We start from the raw sequence: 16120 nt of genomic DNA on the forward strand, positions 1-16120 counted from the left end.
CCGCGCGAAGCGCGGCCCGATGACAGGCTCGGCGAAGCAATCCAGAGTCTTTCCGCGGAGGCGGTCTGGATTGCTTCGTCGCAAGGGCTCCTCGCAATGACGGGTGTTGCGCCACCTGCGCACAAAATCCCGCGCCGCAAATCCAGTGAGGAGGCAACACCTCCACAGATTGCAACCGTCACAACGTTTGGCCATGATGCCCACCGGAATCCTTTGGGGCAGGGCATGACGACAGCAACGGGGGTCTCCGCTTCCGCGGAAAGATCGACGACGGCGCATGTGGTGTGGGCGAGTGCGCTCGGCACCGCGATCGAGTGGTACGATTTCCTGATCTACGGCACGGCGGCGGCGCTGGTCTTCAACAAGCTATTCTTCCCGAGCTTCGATCCCTTCGTCGGCACGCTCGCGGCATTCTCGACCTATGCGGTCGGTTTCGTCGCGCGGCCGATCGGCGGCGCCATCATCGGGCATTACGGCGACCGGCTCGGCCGCAAGACCATGCTGGTTGCGACCATGATCGCGATGGGGCTCGGCACCTTCCTGATCGGCTGCCTGCCGACCTACGATCAGATCGGCGTCTGGGCCCCGATCCTGCTCGTGATCCTCCGTTTCGTTCAGGGCATCGGGCTCGGGGGCGAGTGGAGCGGCGCGGTCGTGATGGTGATCGAGCACGCCGGCAATCGCCGCGGCTTCTACGGCAGCCTGGTGCAGGTCGGCTTCCCCGTCGGCATCGCCGCCTCCACCGGCATCTTCGCCCTGATGACGAAGCTGCCCGAGGCGGACTTCCTCAGCTGGGGCTGGCGCGTGCCGTTCCTGATCAGCATTCTGCTGGTCGGCGTCGGCTTCATCGTGCGGCTCAAGCTCGCCGAGACGCCTCACTTCAAGGAGATCGTCGAGCGCAAGGAGGTGCTGGCGCAGCCGGCCCTCGAAGTGCTGCGCCGCGACTGGCGCAGCTTTCTGCTCGCGATCGGCATCACGGTGTCGGAGGTCGGGCTCGCTTATCTCCTCACCGTGTTCACGGTGGTTTACGCGACGACCAAGCTCGGCCTGCCCCGGCAGGTGATCCTGGATGCGGTGGTCTATGCCGCGATCGTCGAGTTCGCGACGCTGCCGCTGGCCGGCTGGCTGTCCGACATCTTCGGACGCAAGGCGCTGTATCTGGCCGGCGGCGTGTTCTCGGTGGCGTTGGCGTTTCCGCTGTTCTGGTTCCTCGATACCAGGGAGCCGGCGCTGATCACGCTTGCGCTCGTCGTCACGATGACGCTCACCCATGCGCTGCTGTTCGGGCCGAAGGCCGCGTTCATGCCGGAGCTGTTTCGCACCCAGGTGCGCTACAGCGGCGCCTCGCTCGGCGCCAACGTCGCGGCGGCGCTCAGCGGCGGCTTCTCGCCGCTGATCGCGGCGGCGCTGCTGGCCTGGGCCGGATCGTACTGGGCGGTGTCGGTCTACATCGTCGCGCTGTCGGTCATCACGATCGTCGCGACGCTGCTGGCGCCGGAGACGGCGCGGGACTCGCTAAGATCCTGAGCGTCGGGACAAGCAAGCCGGATTTGCAGCGTTCTGAAACACCAGGAAGGTGATGGTCGTCGGCGCAAGCCTGACCGTTCCCGGCGGTGCTGCGCGTGCCTCGAGCCGGGGCAGCTGGCCCTCAGCGGTCAGCGTGAGCCTCTTGCCGTTCAACTGCACAATCTTACCCTGCAACTGCGCTGCGTGCAGCGTGTACCGCTCGGCGGAATCCGGCAGCGATAACGTGCGCGATGTGCCGCGCGACGTGTTGATTGCGAGCAGCGACACCGCACCTGTCGTGGCTGGGTGGCAATGCGCGTAAAGATGGAGATCGCGCGCAGCAGGCTTGCCTGCGTCGAGCACGATCGTTCCCATCAGCCGGCGCCAGAGCAGCGCGGCCCAATAGCTCGGCCGCGGCCGGAACGTTGTTTCGTCGAGCAGGCCGTAATCGCTGGCAGCCAGCGTGTTGTGCATCACCACTTGGACGCCGGCCCTCGCCAGGCGTCCGAGCTGGTCGAGATAGCGGAACGTGTCCAGAAAAGTCCTGTCCCATAAGCCGCCGCCGCAGGCGGCATCAGCCGTCTCGGTCAGCCAGATCGGCTTGCCCGGCTCGAATGCGTCGCGCAGCGCCTGGTAGGTCCGGAGTGTCGTATCCGTGCGGCCCAGCCATTGCTCCGAGAGGGCCTGCGCCGGATCGTCGTGCCCGCCGCATCGCGGTGAGATCGTGTTGTAATGGTGATAAGAGAACCGATCGACGCCGGGACCGGATGCGGCAAGCAGGTCCCGCGTGGTGAGCCCCGCTCCGGACGGCGATGGTGCATCGCCGACCGAGCCGGGACCGAGGATCAGCGTCTCCGGTGCGGCGCGCCGCATCCACTCGCGAAAGACCTTGAAGTCGCGGCCATACGCGGCCGCGTCATAGCCCGCCGGTGCACCGCCCGTCGCTGCGAGCGTCGGCTCGTTCATGAATTCGGCGGCGGCGATGCGCCCACCCAGAGCGCGCGTGGTGTCGACCAGCTGCTGCGCCTGATCCGGCTTCCATATGCCGTGGTCATCGCGGCTGCCGGGACTGATCGCAAAGGAGGTGACGATCTCCGCATCGACCGCATGCGCGAACTCCACGACGCCGCGCCACTGCGCTCGGCTGAGCACCGTGTTGAATCCCGGCGGTGGGGCTCCCGGCGCCTCGGCAAAGAACGTCGCATTGGCCCAGGTGCCGCTCACGCGAAGATAGGCCGGCGACAACGCCGCGGCGAGCAGGCGCAGTCGCGCATTGGCAAGATCGATCGGCGGCCGCGCGCTGTAACGATCCCGTTCGTCGAAGGCACGTGCGGTTCGCGGATAAGGCTTCCAGAACCGTCCGCCGGTCACCTCCACCATCTCGATGTTGTAGGATTGAAAGCGCGCATCGATCGTTCCGAGCGTCTTTAGCCCGGCAGGCGAGATGGCAATGTCGTCGGCCTGCGCCGCAAAGGTGGTTGCGGCGGCCAGCAGGGCAATCGCGCCGGCCGTGCGACCGGCCGGACGCGGTCGGGTCCCTGGTCTGCGGTGTGCTGCCGCCTGGTTCGTCATGCGCGTTGCCCCGGGGCCAGACGCGCGGAGGCAACCTGGCCTTACCCTCGACCCGCCCATTTTACCCCTTTTTTACCTTGCCGTTGCCGCCGAGTGCGTCCGGGCTCGGCGGACCATCGATGGGGTCGAAAAAAAATCCGTTGGCCCCTCTTGAAACCGGTTTGCGGTTTTCTAAGTCGTTTTTCGCCGCGAGAGCGGTGTGTCGGATGCCAACCGGGTCCGGCACGGGCGCCGGGTTGGTCTTTCGGACCCGTCTGAAATCCCGCCTTGCGCTCCTTCGTATCCATCTTGCTCTTTGGAGGACTTGGTTATGAGGACCAGCTTTGACTTTGCGCCGCTGTGGCGCTCCACCATCGGCTTCGACCACCTGGCCGACCTCGTCGACAGCACGCTGCGCCAGGCGACCGAGGACAATTATCCCCCCTACAACATCGAGCGTTCCGGCGAAGACCACTACCGGATCAGCCTTGCGGTGGCAGGCTTCGGCGTCAGCGACATCACCGTGACGGCCGAACAGAACGCGCTCACCATCGAGGGCAGGAAGCCCGAGACCGCCGCGCGGGAATATTTGTACCAGGGCATCGCCGCGCGTCCGTTCCGGCGCGTGTTCAACCTCGCCGACTATGTCCAGGTGAAGCAGGCCTCGTTCCAGGACGGGCTCCTGATCATCGACCTCGTCCGCGAGGTTCCGGAAGCCATGAAGCCGCGCCGCATTCCGATCGCGGGCGGCGCTCCTGCGGCAACGCAGATCGAGCAGAAGAAAGCAGCCTGAGCGCTCGATCGAACAGGTAGCGGAACGCGGCGCGCGCGTGCGCGGGCCGCGCTTTCCGATGCATGAAGGAGGGTACCATGGCTTTTCGTGATCTCATTCCCTGGTCGAAGAACCAGGAGCTTGCGCCGGCGCGCGACAATTTCGATCCGTTCCTGACGCTTCACCGCGAGATGAACCGTCTGTTCGACGATGTCTTCCGCGGCTTCGGGGCGACCAGCCTGTCGCCGCTGATGGAGGGCCGTTTCGGCTGGCCGAAGGTCGAGCTCAGCGAGACCGACAAGACGCTGACCGTCTCGGCCGAGCTTCCCGGCCTGACGGAGAAGGACGTTCAGGTCGAGATCGCCAATGGCGTGCTGACCGTCCGCGGCGAGAAGAAGGCGGAGCGCAACGGCGAAGGCAGGTACTTCACCGAGCGCTATTATGGTGCGTTCGAACGGCAGATTCCGCTCGATGGCGTCGAGGAGGACAAGGCAGAGGCGTCGTTCAAGAACGGCGTCCTGACCGTGTCGCTGCCGAAGTCGGAGAAGGCACGCGAAGGCGTCAAGCGCATCGCGATCAACACACACTAGTCAAGCGGGACGGCGGCGATGTGGCGCCGCCGTCTCCTGTCAACACGCCGTCCCCCTGGAAAGGAGCATGTGGGAGACCCATCGATGACCAACGTGAATACCAATTCCGGCACTCTCAATCCGCTGTTTCATCCCGCCGCCCACTACGACTCGCCTGCCGACGTCCTGAATGCCGAGGAGCTCTCGTCGCCCGAGAAGCGCGTCATCCTGTCGTCCTGGGCATCGGACATGTATGCGGTCGAATCCTGTCCCGCCTTGCGCGAGATTCCCGGCATGAGCCACACGGTCCAGCTCGCCGACATTCTGGCCGCCTTGCGCAAGCTCGACGGCGACAATGACAATGATGATCCGCCGCGGGGCGGCGGCGTGCCGATGCGGCTGCGGCGGCCATGGGCCGCCGCAGAAGGGCAGGCGGTATGATGGTCACGCCCACCGTCCTCGCCCTCGTGCTGCTCGGCCAGGCCGCGGCAGCCTGGACCGTCCCGCTTTTGGCCTTGCAGGGCTGGATCGTCGCGTCAGGCGACGAAGGCTGAAGCACCAAGGTTCCGACTATCCTCACAACACAACGTGGCAGGGTGACGATGACGAATGCTGTGCGTCTGCTGTTCCTGGCCTTACTGATGCTGACGCTCACGGCGTCGCAGCCTGCCGCCGGCCAGATTCCGGATCTGAAGACCGGCGGTCCGGTGCCGACCCTGGCGCCGCTGGTGCGCCAGGTGACGCCCGCGGTGGTCAACATCTCCGTGCATGGCCGCGTGCGCGAGGACAACCCGCTCTATCGCGATCCGCTGTTTCGCGAGTTCTTCGACGTTCCCCGGCAGATCGAGAAGGAGGTCAATGCGACCGGCTCCGGGGTGATCGTCGACGCCCAGCGCGGCTATGTGCTGACCAACAATCACGTGGTCGAGGGCACATCCGCCGTTCAGATCACGACCAAGGACGGCCGGCAGTTTTCCGCCAAGGTCATCGGCCGTGATCCGCCCACGGATGTCGCAGTGCTCCAGGTCCAGAACCCGGTCGGGCTCAAGGCGCTTGCCTTCGGCGACAGCGACGGGCTCGATGTCGGCGATTTCGTCCTCGCGATCGGCAATCCCTTCGGCCTCGGCCAGACCGTGACCTCGGGGCTCGTCAGCGCGCTGGGCCGCACCGGCCTCGGCAAGCAGGGCTATGAGGATTTCATCCAGACCGACGCGGCGATCAATCCCGGCAATTCCGGCGGCGCGCTGGTCAGCCTGCGTGGCGAGCTCGTCGGCATCAACTCGGCGATCATCTCGCCCGCGGGCGGCAACGTCGGCATCGGCTTTGCCATTCCGGTCAACATGGCGCGCAAGGTGATGGAGCAGATCATCGTGAGCGGCCGGGTCGAGCGCGGCCGCATCGGCATTTCGCTGAAGGACCTGCATCCGTCGGTCAACAAGGGATTGAATCAGGGCGCCGTCATCGCCGAGATCGCGGCGGATTCGCCCGCAGAGAAGGCCGGCCTGCGCAAGGGCGATGTCGTGACCGGCGCCGACGACCGCCCGATCCGCACTGCCGCCCAGCTCCGCAACACGATCGGCCTGGCGCGGATCGGCGAGGACGTGAAGCTCACGCTGCTGCGCAACGGTGCGCCGTTCACCGCCACGGTGAGAGTGGCGCCCGCAGCCGGCACGAGCAGCGCACTCGCAGGCCCCAACCGCCTCGTCCGCTGAAACGAATGCACAGGGACGAACCGCGGGAGCGGTTCGTCCCTGCGACGGCAGGGCTATGGCATATGACTTGTGATGGCGGTCGTTGCGCACGCCTCGTCCTTCGAGACGGCGCTTACGCGCCTCCTCAGGATGAGGCTCATCAGCGTCAGTGCCTCTTGAAACTGCAGCCACACACTCCGTCCTCATCCTGAGGAGCCCGCCTCAAGCGGGCGTCTCGAAGGATGGCCGCAGGGGAGAGCTCTCAAATGCGATAGCCCTCCCTGCGACGGTGCCGGGGAGGCGTGATCTCCCAGCTCAGGCCGCGCGGTGATCCCATTCGCCTTGCAGGTCCCGGATCAGCCGCCGCTCGCGTTCGATGCGCTGGCGATAGAGCTCGCGCTCATGCTCGCTCTTGGCGCTGGCAAGAAGCAGCTCGTAATGGCCGATGACCTTCTCGCTGCCGCGGATCAGCAGATCGCGTTGGCTGTTCATTGGGCCATCCCCAACGCGTTCGCCGGCGCTTCGGCGGCGCGGAAGCCGACGGGAAAGGTGCTGGCGGTCAGGCCATCGAGCGCCGATCGCTCTTCGGCAAGTCGCCTCTCGATGAATTGGCGCTCGAGCTGCGACAGCCTGGTCTTCAGCAGGCGCCGGTAGCGGTGGATGTTGTTGCGGTGCGCACGAATGCGGGCCAAATTCTCATCGAGCATCGTCGTCTCTCCAGACGGTCGCGTTAGATCCTTTGGTTTGCGAGGATGAGAAGATCTCTTCTCGGCAAAAAAAAATATTCAGCGGGTGAGCGGTGTCAAGATGTTGGCGCGCCTGTCCGTGTCGCTGGCTCCTGGAGATCGATGGTCGGCCAATCGAGCTGTCCGGACGCCCGGGTTCCGGGCGCGATTGCCTTTTGTTGGCCGGCAAGCGAACCTCGTGTGGCCATATTTGAGCAGGAGTGATCTGTCGCGAGGGAGGCGCTCCGATGAACAAGGCACTGATCACTGCTGTCGCAATGCTGGCCTGCGTGCCCGCGGGCGCGCTCGCGCAGGAGCGCGCAGGCGACGCGGCGCTCGGCGCGGTCTCGGGTGCGGTCGTGCTTGGGCCGGTGGGTGCGGTCGCCGGCGCCTTGATCGGCTACACGGCCGGACCTTCGATCGCCCGGTCCTGGGGCCTGAGAGGCTCGCAGTCGGCCAGGCACCGGCAGCCGCCGCCGCGTCGCGCCGCCGCGACCGGTAGCCCGTCGCGCACGCGCGAGGCAATGGCCGCCAACGGCCAGATGAGAGCTGCCGGCAATCCGGCCCCGCCGGTCCAGGCTCCGCCGGTTCAAGCCGCGCCTGCCGCGCCGGCGCATTCCTCGGCACCGCCCGTTCAGGGGTTCGACTGAGGCCGGCAGCCGGCCCGGCTTGCGTCCCGCTCTAGGACTGGCCGAGAATCTTCATCGCCGCGCGAAGGTGCGGCTTGTCGATCATCTGACCGTCGAGCCGCAGCGTGCCGGAATTGGGATTGCTCGCGAACGCCGCGATCACCTTCTCCGCCCAGGCGCGCTCGGCCTCCGTCGGCGCAAAGGCCGCGTTGACGATGTCGACATGCTTGGGGTGGATCAGCGCCTTGGCCGAAAAACCGTCGCGCCGCGCGGCGCGGGTTTCGGCTTCGAGGCCGGCAAGGTTGTCGATGTCGGTGTAAACCGTGTCGATCGGCGCGACCTCGGCGGCTGCCGCCGCCATCAGGCAGAGATCCCGCGCCAGGCGATAGGGGCTGTGGAACACGCCGCCGCTCGCCTTCTCGGTAGCGCCGAGCGAGGCGGAGAGATCTTCCGCGCCCCACATCAGGCCGGCGAGGCGAGGGGAGCAGCCCTTGTAGCTGCCGAGCCAGAAGATCGAGCCGGCGGTCTCCGTCGCGACGCAGACGATGCGGGTCGCGCCGATCGCGATGCCGGAGGCGGCTTCCAAAGCTTCGAGCCAGGTCGCGACCTGACGCACGTCGTCGCCGCCTTGCGATTTCGGCAGCACGATGCCGTCAGGCCTGCCCGGCATCACCGCGGCGAGATCGGCCAGCGTCATGCCGGTGTCGAGCGCGTTGACGCGGACATAGAGCTGATGCGGGCCGGGGCGGCTCTTCAACATCGAAAGCGTCAGCTCACGCGCTTCCGCCTTCTTCTCGGTGACGACGGAATCCTCGAGATCGATGATCAGCGCGTCGGCCTTGCCTTCGCTCGCCTTCTCGAATTTGCGCGGGGAATCGCCCGGCACGAACAGCATCGAACGCATCAGACCGGCCTCTTGTGCATCATCGCCATGCGGCGGCATTTGCCGACAATCTCGTCGTTCTGGTTCAGGGCATGGTGCTCGAACTCGACGATACCGGCCTTGGGCCGCGATCTGGATTCCCGCACCGAGAGCACCTTTGTCGTGGCCCGCAACGTGTCGCCATGGAAGACCGGCTTCGGAAAGGTGACGTCGGTCATGCCGAGATTGGCGACGGTGGTGCCCAGGGTCGTATCATAGACCGTCATGCCGATCATGATGCCGAGGGTGTAAAGACTGTTGAAAATGCGCTGGCCGAACTCGGTCTTCTCGGCGAAATGCGCGTCGATGTGCAGCGGCTGCGGGTTCAGCGTCAGCAGGCTGAACATGGTGTTGTCCATCTCCGTGACGGTCCGGGTCAGCGGATGCCTGAACTCCTGGCCCACGGAAAAGTCCTCGAAATATAGTCCGGCCATCGCGGTTTCCTCCCTGCGAAATAACGGCGCGCGCGTCACGTCGCGCCGCATGACCCCATGCATGGTAGGCACACTTCGCGGGCAAATTCACGTATCTGCATGCAGTTTTTCGAGCTAAAGAACGCTTGGCGAAGGGAGATCAAGACCATGGATTTCGCGCTCACCGATCAGCAGGAAGCCATTCGCGACGCCATCGCCAAGATCTGCGAAGGCTTTCCCGACGCCTATTGGCTGAAGAAGGACCACGACGGCGGTTTCCCGCACGATTTCCACAAGGCGCTGGCGGACGCCGGCTGGCTCGGCATTTGCGTGCCGGAAGAGTATGGCGGCTCCGGGCTTGGCATCACGGAAGCCGCGATCATGATGCGCACCATCGCCGAGTCGGGCGCCGGCATGTCCGGTGCCTCGGCGGTGCACATCAACGTGTTCGGGCTCAACCCCGTCGTCGTGTTCGGCACCGAGGAGCAGCGCAGGCGCATGCTGCCGCCGATGGTCGAGGGCCGCGAGAAGGCGTGCTTCGCCGTCACCGAGCCCAACACCGGCCTCAACACCACCCAGCTCAAGACCCGTGCGGTCGCCAAGAACGACCGCTACATCGTCAATGGCCAGAAGGTGTGGATCTCGACCGCGCAGGTCGCGCACAAGATTTTGCTGCTGGCGCGCACCACGCCGCTGGAAGAGGTGCGCTCGCCCACCCACGGTCTCAGTCTGTTCTACACCGATTTCGACCGCAACAGGATCAAGGTCCACGAGATCGAAAAGATGGGCCGCAAGATCGTCGATTCCAACGAGCTGTTCTTCGAGGACTTCGAGATCCCGATGGAGGACCGCATCGGCGAGGAGGGCAAAGGCTTCGAGTACATCCTCGAAGGCATGAATCCGGAGCGCATTCTCATCGCGGCCGAGGCGGTCGGTCTCGGCAAGCTCGCGCTGTCGCGCGCGACCGAATACGCCAAGACGCGTGTCGTGTTCAATCGTCCGATCGGCAAGAATCAAGGCATCCAGCATCCGCTTGCGGTGAACTGGGTCGAGCTCGAGGCGGCCTGGCTGATGGTGATGTCGGCGGCCTGGCAATACGACAAGGGCATGCCCTGCGGCGCCGCGGCCAATGCCGCAAAATATCTGGCGGGCGAAGCGGGCTTCTCGGCCTGCGAGCAGGCGGTGATGACCCATGGCGGCTTCGGCTACGCCAAGGAATTCCATGTCGAGCGCTATTTGCGGGAGGTGCTGATCCCGCGCATCGCGCCGGTCAGCCCGCAGCTCGCCCTCAGCTTCATCGCGGAAAAGGTGCTGGGGCTCGCCAAATCGTACTGAACAAGTCGTACTGAGCGAATCTATTCGGCGGCGATCCGCTCCATTGCCATGGCGCGAAGCCTGGCCCGCTGGATCTTCACGCCATTGGCACTGTCGGTCACCGGGAAGGCCTCCACGACATAGATCCGCGCTGGCACCTTGTAGCCGGCGAGCCGCTCGCGCAGATGCGCGATCAGCGTCTCCTGGATGGGCGGCTCCGTTGTCGGGATCACGAAGGCGACGCAGCGCGCCTGCCCCTTGAGATCGATGGCGACGACCTGGGCGTCGGCGACACCGGTGCAGGATTTGAGCTCGTCCTCGATCTCACCGGGCGCGACCAGGAAGCCACCGAGGCGCATCGCATCGCCGGCGCGAGTCTCGTAGACGAACGACCCGTCGCCGCGCAGCCGGCCGATGTCGCCGGTCCGGAAGAAGCCGTCGGCGGTGATCGCCTCGCGCGTCGCCTCCGGATTGTTGAAGTAGCCGAGGAAGCGCGAAGGCGCGCTGATCTCGATCTCGCCGGAGACGCCGCTGGCCACGTGTTCTCCGGTCTCGACATCGCGCACGCGGACTTTCGCCTCCGGCGACATCGGCCAGCCGCCGCCCTCGATCCGATCGGCAAAGGCATCACTGGGGCCGCCGATCGAGAACAGCGCCTGCACCTCGCTCGATCCGTAGAGGCCATACAGCTTCATGCCGCGCGCTTCGGCTTCCACAGCCAGCTCGCGCCAGCCGGGCTGGAACGCGGCGAAGCCGCAGACTTCGAGATGCGGAAACGGGTGTGGCGCATCGGTGAGGGCGAGGATGCGCCGGAACATCTCGTCCGAACCGAAGGAATGCGTGATGCGCTCCGTGCTGAGGATCTCCAGCGCCGGCGCTGCTTCGAAGGCATCGAGCACATGAATGGTCGCGCCGGCCGCGAGGAAGCCGAGCAGGCTCGTCATGCCGAAGGTGCCGCAGAACGGCAGCATCGCCAGGAGCGAATGACGGTGGTGATCGAGCTGGAGCGCGTCGGCGACGGAGGCGGCGTGCGTCGCCAGCGTCGCTTGCGAATGCGCGACGAGCTTCGGCCCCTTGGTCGTGCCCGACGTGGTGTAGAGCAGCACGGGCAGGTCGACATCATCCTGGCGCGGCGGAGCCAGCGGGTAGGGCGTCTCGAACGCATCGAACCGCACGCAGGGCCAGTGTGCGGGGATCGCATCCGCGCCGACCACGGCCAGCCGTTGGAGCGCGGGCACCTCGGCCTCGGCGACGTCGGCGAGGATGGTGGCAAAGTCGATCGCGCGGAATGCCGCCTCGACCACCATGAGCTTCGCGCCTGATAGCTTGAGCAGGTGCGCGACTTCTGCGCTGCGATAGCGCGTATTGACGGCGGCGATGACCGCGCCGAGCCGCGCCGCGGCGAACAGCAGCGCGAGCCATTCGACCCGGTTGACCAGCCAGACTGCGACGACGTCGCCCTTGCCGATGCCTTGCGCGGCTAGCCAGGCGGCGCTCTGCTCGATCTTCGCCGAGAATTCCGCGCGAGAGACGGCCTTGCCGTCGAATACCAGGGCAGGGTCGGCGGCGGTCTTGATCCGGAGCAGCGATTGCAGCGAAAAATCGTTGGCACTCATGGCCATCGGACTAACCCGGTCGTGCAAACCTGTCTACTTGGTGCCGAACATCCGGTCGCCGGCGTCGCCCAGGCCTGGCACGATATAGCCGTGGTCGTTGAGCCGCTCGTCGATCGCGGCGGTCCAGATCGGCACGTCGGGATGCTCGCTCTGGAACTTGGCGATGCCCTCGGGCGCGGCCAGGAGGCAGACGAAGCGGATGTCGCGGGCGCCGCGAGCCTTGAGCAGGGACGCGCCGGCGCAGGCGGAATTGCCGGTCGCCAGCATCGGATCCATCAGGATCACGGTGCGGTCGGACAGGTCCTGCGGCGCCTTGAAGTAATATTCCACGGCCTGCAACGTCTCGGGGTCGCGGTAGAGCCCGATATGGGCGATGCGCGCCGAAGGCATCAGCGCCAGCATGCCGTCGAGAAAGCCGACGCCGGCGCGCAGGATCGGCGCCAGCGTGAGCTTCTTGCCGGCGATCTTGGGTGCCTGCATCGGCGCGATCGGCGTCTCGATGTCCACCAGCTCCAGCGGCAGGTCGCGCGTCACCTCGTAGGCCAGCAGCATCCCGATCTCGTTCAGGATCTCGCGAAAGCTCTTGGTCGAGCGGTCCTTCTCCCGCATCAGGGAGAGCTTGTGCTGGACCAGGGGGTGGGCGACGACGTTGACATTGCCTGTGCTCATGAAACCGCTCTACACGGTTCCGTGAAACTGCGCCAGATCGGCCAGGTAGTTTTAGGCAACGCCTTTTCCGCGGGATAGCCGACCTCAACCGGGCAGCGCGACTGCGCTGCGCGCGCGGTTGCTTGCCTCATAGGCAGCCATGGTCAGCTCGCGATCGATCGCCGCGCGCATGGCGTCCATGGCTCCCCGGCGCAGGCGCCGCTTTGCCGTGGCATGCGACGGCTTGTGGATGGCGCGCAGGCCGGTGATGATCGTCTCGATCGTGGCGTCGACCATCTCAGGTGTAACCACGCGATCGAGAAAGCCGGCCGTCTGCGCCTCCCCGGGTTCGTACATCTCGCCAAGCGTGACGGTACGGCTGAGCCAGGCCGGATGCAGCCGGCTGCGCGCGAGCTCGATGGCAAAGCTGGGAGGCGCGATGCCGATCGCCACCTCGTTCAGCCCCATGCGGTGCGGTCCGCGCGCGCCCAGCCTGACGTCGCAGGCGAGCAGCAGGAACGTTCCCATCGGGTAAGCATGGCCCTCCATCACGCCGATGGTCGGATGTGGAAACGACATCAGCCGCAGCGCAAGCTCGGCGCCGGCCCGGACCATCTCCAGGCTCTTGGCAGCATCGCCCGAGGCGAACACTTTCAGACCGAAGCCCGCGGAAAAGATGCCTGGCCGGCCCGAGCGCAGCACCACGATCTCCGCCTCCGTCTCGGCGCGGTCGAAGGCGGCGCCGATCTCGCCCAGCATCGCGGCCGACATCACGTTGACCTTGCCGTCGTCGAGCCCGATCCGCGCCACGCCGTCGTTCAGTTCATAGGTCACTCTCTCAGGCATCTACCTCTCTCCGTCATTGTCATGCCTTGACTGTCGGAGGCTGATGTAGACCAATCAATATAATTTCCGAGCGGAGGAGAGTGCCATGCCGGCCGTGCCGAAGCACCGTCAGCCCATCATCAATGCCGCGGTGACGCTATTCCGCCGCCAGGGATTTGCCCGCACCGGCCTCAACGACATCGTCGACGTCAGCGGCGCGCCGAAGGGGTCGCTCTATCATTACTTTCCGGACGGAAAATCCTCGATCGCGGTGGCGGCGGTGGAGGAGGCGGGCCGCCGCGTCGCGGCGACGGTCGCCGAGCTCGCGGCAGAGTGCGGCTCGACCGGCGAGCTCTTGCGCGCCCACGCCAGACTGCTGGCAGGCTGGATGCAGGGCTCCGGCTTCCGCAATGGCTGCCCGATCACGACCGTGCTGCTCGAGCTGGCGCCGCGCGAGCGCGCCGTGTCGGAGGCCGGTCGCAAGGCCTATGCGGCACGGCTATCGATCCTGCGTGACAAGCTCGTCGCCGATGGGTTTGCCAGGCCGCGGGCGGAGGCGCTGGCGGTGCTCTGCACGTCGGCGCTCCAGGGCGCGCTGATCCAGGCCCGCGTCGAGCGCAGCGGCCGGCCGATCGAGGTCACCGCGTCGGAGCTGGCGCGACTGATCGAGGCGGAGGTGAGGAGCTAGACGCCGAGGCCGGGCACCACCAGGCCTCCGCCCCGTCCGGAGCGACCGCGGGGGACGCATTGCGGGTGCGCATAGCCGCTGGCTCCCGCCGGCCTTTATGAGATTCCTATAACGTTACCATAGCCTTCACCTCGAAAAGCTATGCGCGCAGTGGCACGTCAGCGGTGAAGTTTCCGGCTGGCGATGCGCTTGCATTGAACTCGGCCGGCGATCGTGTCGTACCAAGGAGTATCGCCATGATGGACCTTTTGATGCTGGCGCTGGGCTTCTTCTTCTTTGCCCTCGCGATCGGCTACACCTACGCCTGCGAACGGCTGTGAGGGAGCGGACCATGATCTTCGATTATGCGCTCGCCGGCGCCGTCTCGTTCGGCCTCCTGATCTATCTCACCTATGCACTGCTGCGGCCCGAGCGGTTCTGACGCCGTGCTGCTGCTCGCAAAATTGCTGCTGGCCGAGGCTGCGCTCGTCGCGGGCCTGCTCGCGCTGCTCCTGCCGCTTTTGCGCCGGACCAAAAGCCTGAAGGGTTAATGCCATGACTATGATCGGTTGGTTCCAGATCATTCTCTATTGTGCGACTATCGTCGCGCTGACCAAGCCGCTGGGCTGGTACATGACGCGCGTGTTCAACGGCGAGCGCACCTTCCTGTCGCCCGTCCTGCGCCCGATCGAGGCCGGCATCTACTGGATATCCGGCGTCGACGAGAAGCGCGAGCAGCACTGGCTGACCTACACGGTCGCGATGCTGCTGTTTCATGTCGGCGGCTTCCTCATCATCTACGGCCTGATGCGGCTGCAGGCCGTGCTGCCGTTCAATCCAGCCGGCCAATCCGCGGTCGCCGAGGATCTGTCCTTCAACACCGCGATCTCCTTCATCACCAATACCAACTGGCAGAACTACGGCGGCGAGAGCACGCTGTCCTATCTGACCCAGATGGTCGGCCTGACGCACCAGAATTTCCTGTCGGCGGCTACCGGCATCGTGCTCGCGGTTGCCCTGATCCGCGGCTTTGCCCGCGCGTCCATGCGCACAATCGGTAACTTCTGGGTCGATGTGACCCGCTGCACGCTCTACATCCTGCTGCCGATCTGTGTCGTGTTCACGCTGTTTCTGGTCTGGCAGGGCATCCCGCAAACGCTTGGCGACTACGTCGAAGCGACCACGCTCGAGGGCGCCAAGCAGACCATCGCGGTCGGCCCGGTCGCCTCGCAGGTCGCAATCAAGATGCTAGGGACCAATGGCGGCGGCTTCTTCAATGCCAATGCCGCTCACCCCTTCGAGAACCCGACCGCGCTGTCGAACTTCGTGCAGATGCTGTCGATTTTCGCGCTCGGCGCGGCGCTCACCAATGTGTTCGGCCGCATGGTCGGCAACCAGCGCCAGGGCTGGGCGATCCTCGCCGTGATGGGCGTGCTGTTCGTCGCCGGCGTCGCCGTTTGCTATTGGGCGGAAGCCAACGGCACCACGACCCTGCATGCACTCGGCCTGACCGGCGGCAACATGGAGGGCAAGGAAGTCCGCTTCGGCATCGTTGCGTCCTCGCTGTTCGCGGTGATCACCACCGCCGCGTCCTGCGGCGCCGTGAACGCCATGCACGACAGCTTCACCGCGCTCGGCGGCATGATCCCGCTGATCAACATGGAGTTAGGGGAGATCATCGTCGGCGGCGTCGGCGCCGGCCTATACGGCATGCTGCTGTTCGTCGTTCTCGCGATCTTCGTCGCAGGCCTGATGGTCGGCCGTACGCCGGAATATGTCGGCAAGAAGATCGAGGCCCGCGAGGTCAAGATGGCGATGCTCGCGATCCTGATCCTGCCGCTGATGATCCTGGGCTGGTCGGCCGTCGCGGTCGTGCTTCCCACCGGCGTTGCCTCGATGGCGAATGCGGGCCCGCACGGCTTCTCGGAAGTGCTCTACGCCTATACGTCGCAGACCGCCAACAACGGCTCCGCCTTCGCCGGCCTGACCGGCAACACCCCGTTCTACAACCTGACGGGCGCATCCGCGATGTTCGTCGGCCGCTTCTTCATGATCGTGCCGGCGATGGCGATCGCAGGCTCGCTCGCGGCCAAGAAATCGATCCCGCCGTCGATGGGCACTTTCCCGACCACCGGAGGCCTGTTCGTCGGCCTCGTCGTCGGCGTCATCCTGATCATGGGCGGCCTGACCTTCTTCCCGGCGCTCGCACTCGGCCCCATCGTCGAGCATCTCGCAATGAACGCCGGCAACGTCTTCTGATTTTCGCTTTTCG

19 protein-coding genes are annotated in these 16120 nt (G+C 65.8%); 11 read left to right on the top strand and 8 right to left on the bottom strand.

The genetic code is table 11. From position 1 onward, the window contains the following. Window positions 1-225 precede the first annotated feature (225 nt). Entirely contained in the window at window positions 226-1527 is a 1302-nt protein-coding gene (locus tag I6F09_RS21545; protein ID WP_225188990.1) for an MFS transporter, read from the top strand. On the opposite strand, the gene I6F09_RS21550 is transcribed toward I6F09_RS21545, so the two are convergent. Then, a complete protein-coding gene (locus I6F09_RS21550; RefSeq protein ID WP_225188991.1) occupies window positions 1516-3078 on the bottom strand; it encodes a hypothetical protein in 1563 nt (520 codons plus the stop codon). The genes I6F09_RS21545 and I6F09_RS21550 overlap by 12 nt on opposite strands. 310 nt (window positions 3079-3388) lie before the next feature. Here I6F09_RS21550 and I6F09_RS21555 point away from each other — a divergent pair, with 310 nt between their 5' ends. The 4 genes from I6F09_RS21555 to I6F09_RS21570 all read left to right on the top strand — a co-directional run bounded on the left by I6F09_RS21555 (window position 3389) and on the right by I6F09_RS21570 (window position 6110). Continuing rightward, window positions 3389-3850: an Hsp20 family protein gene (locus I6F09_RS21555; RefSeq protein ID WP_225112090.1), complete on the top strand. Its 462-nt coding sequence runs from the start codon at window positions 3389-3391 to the stop codon at window positions 3848-3850. A 77-nt stretch (window positions 3851-3927) separates the two neighbouring features. After that, window positions 3928-4419 (top strand): Hsp20/alpha crystallin family protein, encoded by a 492-nt coding sequence (locus I6F09_RS21560; RefSeq protein ID WP_225188992.1) that lies wholly within the window; start codon window positions 3928-3930, stop codon window positions 4417-4419. A gap of 84 nt (window positions 4420-4503) precedes the next feature. Next, window positions 4504-4839: a hypothetical protein gene (locus tag I6F09_RS21565; RefSeq protein ID WP_225188993.1), complete on the top strand. Its 336-nt coding sequence runs from the start codon at window positions 4504-4506 to the stop codon at window positions 4837-4839. Window positions 4840-5039: 200 nt separating this feature from the next. Then, complete coding sequence (locus I6F09_RS21570) at window positions 5040-6110, top strand: trypsin-like peptidase domain-containing protein (protein ID WP_225182800.1); 1071 nt, start codon at window positions 5040-5042, stop codon at window positions 6108-6110. Between the two features lie 294 nt (window positions 6111-6404). Here the strand turns inward: I6F09_RS21570 and I6F09_RS21575 are convergent, their stop codons facing one another. Both I6F09_RS21575 and I6F09_RS21580 read right to left on the bottom strand, forming a co-directional pair. Then, window positions 6405-6581, bottom strand: a complete 177-nt coding sequence (locus I6F09_RS21575) for a hypothetical protein (protein ID WP_172786903.1) — start codon at window positions 6579-6581, stop codon at window positions 6405-6407. Further along, window positions 6578-6796 (bottom strand): hypothetical protein, encoded by a 219-nt coding sequence (locus I6F09_RS21580; protein ID WP_036007194.1) that lies wholly within the window; start codon window positions 6794-6796, stop codon window positions 6578-6580. The genes I6F09_RS21575 and I6F09_RS21580 overlap by 4 nt, the downstream gene beginning before the upstream one ends. A 266-nt stretch (window positions 6797-7062) precedes the next feature. Here I6F09_RS21580 and I6F09_RS21585 point away from each other — a divergent pair, with 266 nt between their 5' ends. Then, complete coding sequence (locus tag I6F09_RS21585; RefSeq protein WP_192893299.1) at window positions 7063-7464, top strand: hypothetical protein; 402 nt, start codon at window positions 7063-7065, stop codon at window positions 7462-7464. 31 nt (window positions 7465-7495) lie between these two features. On the opposite strand, the gene I6F09_RS21590 is transcribed toward I6F09_RS21585, so the two are convergent. Together I6F09_RS21590 and I6F09_RS21595 are read right to left on the bottom strand one after the other, a co-directional pair. Then, window positions 7496-8347: a CoA ester lyase gene (locus I6F09_RS21590; protein WP_225139166.1), complete on the bottom strand. Its 852-nt coding sequence runs from the start codon at window positions 8345-8347 to the stop codon at window positions 7496-7498. Beyond that, complete coding sequence (locus I6F09_RS21595; protein WP_341850358.1) at window positions 8347-8850, bottom strand: MaoC family dehydratase; 504 nt, start codon at window positions 8848-8850, stop codon at window positions 8347-8349. The genes I6F09_RS21590 and I6F09_RS21595 overlap by 1 nt, the downstream gene beginning before the upstream one ends. Before the next feature lie 96 nt (window positions 8851-8946). Here I6F09_RS21595 and I6F09_RS21600 point away from each other — a divergent pair, with 96 nt between their 5' ends. After that, on the top strand, window positions 8947-10113 hold the full coding sequence (locus tag I6F09_RS21600; RefSeq protein ID WP_060735112.1) for an acyl-CoA dehydrogenase family protein: 1167 nt from the start codon (window positions 8947-8949) through the stop codon (window positions 10111-10113). Between the two features lie 20 nt (window positions 10114-10133). Here I6F09_RS21600 and I6F09_RS21605 read toward each other — a convergent pair whose 3' ends face one another. The 3 genes from I6F09_RS21605 to I6F09_RS21615 form a co-directional block, all read right to left on the bottom strand. Continuing rightward, window positions 10134-11708, bottom strand: a complete 1575-nt coding sequence (locus tag I6F09_RS21605; protein WP_225112163.1) for an AMP-binding protein — start codon at window positions 11706-11708, stop codon at window positions 10134-10136. Window positions 11709-11741: 33 nt separating this feature from the next. Beyond that, complete coding sequence (gene upp, locus I6F09_RS21610) at window positions 11742-12377, bottom strand: uracil phosphoribosyltransferase (RefSeq protein WP_036007202.1); 636 nt, start codon at window positions 12375-12377, stop codon at window positions 11742-11744. Between the two features lie 84 nt (window positions 12378-12461). After that, the gene (locus I6F09_RS21615) at window positions 12462-13202 is read right to left on the bottom strand and encodes a crotonase/enoyl-CoA hydratase family protein (protein ID WP_225188994.1); all 741 of its coding nucleotides are present in this window, start codon (window positions 13200-13202) and stop codon (window positions 12462-12464) included. Between the two features lie 85 nt (window positions 13203-13287). Between I6F09_RS21615 and I6F09_RS21620 the strand changes: the two genes are divergently transcribed. The 4 genes from I6F09_RS21620 (at window position 13288) to kdpA (ending at window position 16107) form a co-directional block, all read left to right on the top strand. Further along, entirely contained in the window at window positions 13288-13869 is a 582-nt protein-coding gene (locus I6F09_RS21620) for a TetR/AcrR family transcriptional regulator (protein ID WP_036007209.1), read from the top strand. Between the two features lie 164 nt (window positions 13870-14033). Continuing rightward, complete coding sequence (locus I6F09_RS21625; RefSeq protein ID WP_156446730.1) at window positions 14034-14189, top strand: hypothetical protein; 156 nt, start codon at window positions 14034-14036, stop codon at window positions 14187-14189. Between the two features lie 11 nt (window positions 14190-14200). Beyond that, window positions 14201-14290, top strand: a complete 90-nt coding sequence (locus tag I6F09_RS21630; protein ID WP_035698142.1) for a K(+)-transporting ATPase subunit F — start codon at window positions 14201-14203, stop codon at window positions 14288-14290. A gap of 113 nt (window positions 14291-14403) precedes the next feature. Next, window positions 14404-16107, top strand: coding sequence for a potassium-transporting ATPase subunit KdpA (kdpA, locus tag I6F09_RS21635; protein WP_225188995.1), 1704 nt, complete (start codon window positions 14404-14406; stop codon window positions 16105-16107). Window positions 16108-16120 lie beyond the last annotated feature (13 nt).

This window comes from Bradyrhizobium sp. IC3195 (assembly GCF_020193585.1).
GTDB lineage: Bacteria > Pseudomonadota > Alphaproteobacteria > Rhizobiales > Xanthobacteraceae > Bradyrhizobium > Bradyrhizobium yuanmingense.

Bases quoted from the DNA above. Each gene is read 5' to 3' on its own strand.
- I6F09_RS21545 (WP_225188990.1), top strand. From the start codon at position 226: ATGACGACAGCAACGGGGGTCTCCGCTTCCGCGGAAAGATCGACGACG.
- I6F09_RS21550 (WP_225188991.1), bottom strand. From the start codon at position 3,078: ATGACGAACCAGGCGGCAGCACACCGCAGACCAGGGACCCGACCGCGT.
- I6F09_RS21555 (WP_225112090.1), top strand. From the start codon at position 3,389: ATGAGGACCAGCTTTGACTTTGCGCCGCTGTGGCGCTCCACCATCGGC.
- I6F09_RS21560 (WP_225188992.1), top strand. From the start codon at position 3,928: ATGGCTTTTCGTGATCTCATTCCCTGGTCGAAGAACCAGGAGCTTGCG.
- I6F09_RS21565 (WP_225188993.1), top strand. From the start codon at position 4,504: ATGACCAACGTGAATACCAATTCCGGCACTCTCAATCCGCTGTTTCAT.
- I6F09_RS21570 (WP_225182800.1), top strand. From the start codon at position 5,040: ATGCTGACGCTCACGGCGTCGCAGCCTGCCGCCGGCCAGATTCCGGAT.
- I6F09_RS21575 (WP_172786903.1), bottom strand. From the start codon at position 6,581: ATGAACAGCCAACGCGATCTGCTGATCCGCGGCAGCGAGAAGGTCATC.
- I6F09_RS21580 (WP_036007194.1), bottom strand. From the start codon at position 6,796: ATGCTCGATGAGAATTTGGCCCGCATTCGTGCGCACCGCAACAACATC.
- I6F09_RS21585 (WP_192893299.1), top strand. From the start codon at position 7,063: ATGAACAAGGCACTGATCACTGCTGTCGCAATGCTGGCCTGCGTGCCC.
- I6F09_RS21590 (WP_225139166.1), bottom strand. From the start codon at position 8,347: ATGCGTTCGATGCTGTTCGTGCCGGGCGATTCCCCGCGCAAATTCGAG.
- I6F09_RS21595 (WP_341850358.1), bottom strand. From the start codon at position 8,850: ATGCGGCGCGACGTGACGCGCGCGCCGTTATTTCGCAGGGAGGAAACC.
- I6F09_RS21600 (WP_060735112.1), top strand. From the start codon at position 8,947: ATGGATTTCGCGCTCACCGATCAGCAGGAAGCCATTCGCGACGCCATC.
- I6F09_RS21605 (WP_225112163.1), bottom strand. From the start codon at position 11,708: ATGAGTGCCAACGATTTTTCGCTGCAATCGCTGCTCCGGATCAAGACC.
- upp (WP_036007202.1), bottom strand. From the start codon at position 12,377: ATGAGCACAGGCAATGTCAACGTCGTCGCCCACCCCCTGGTCCAGCAC.
- I6F09_RS21615 (WP_225188994.1), bottom strand. From the start codon at position 13,202: ATGCCTGAGAGAGTGACCTATGAACTGAACGACGGCGTGGCGCGGATC.
- I6F09_RS21620 (WP_036007209.1), top strand. From the start codon at position 13,288: ATGCCGGCCGTGCCGAAGCACCGTCAGCCCATCATCAATGCCGCGGTG.
- I6F09_RS21630 (WP_035698142.1), top strand. From the start codon at position 14,201: ATGATCTTCGATTATGCGCTCGCCGGCGCCGTCTCGTTCGGCCTCCTG.
- kdpA (WP_225188995.1), top strand. From the start codon at position 14,404: ATGACTATGATCGGTTGGTTCCAGATCATTCTCTATTGTGCGACTATC.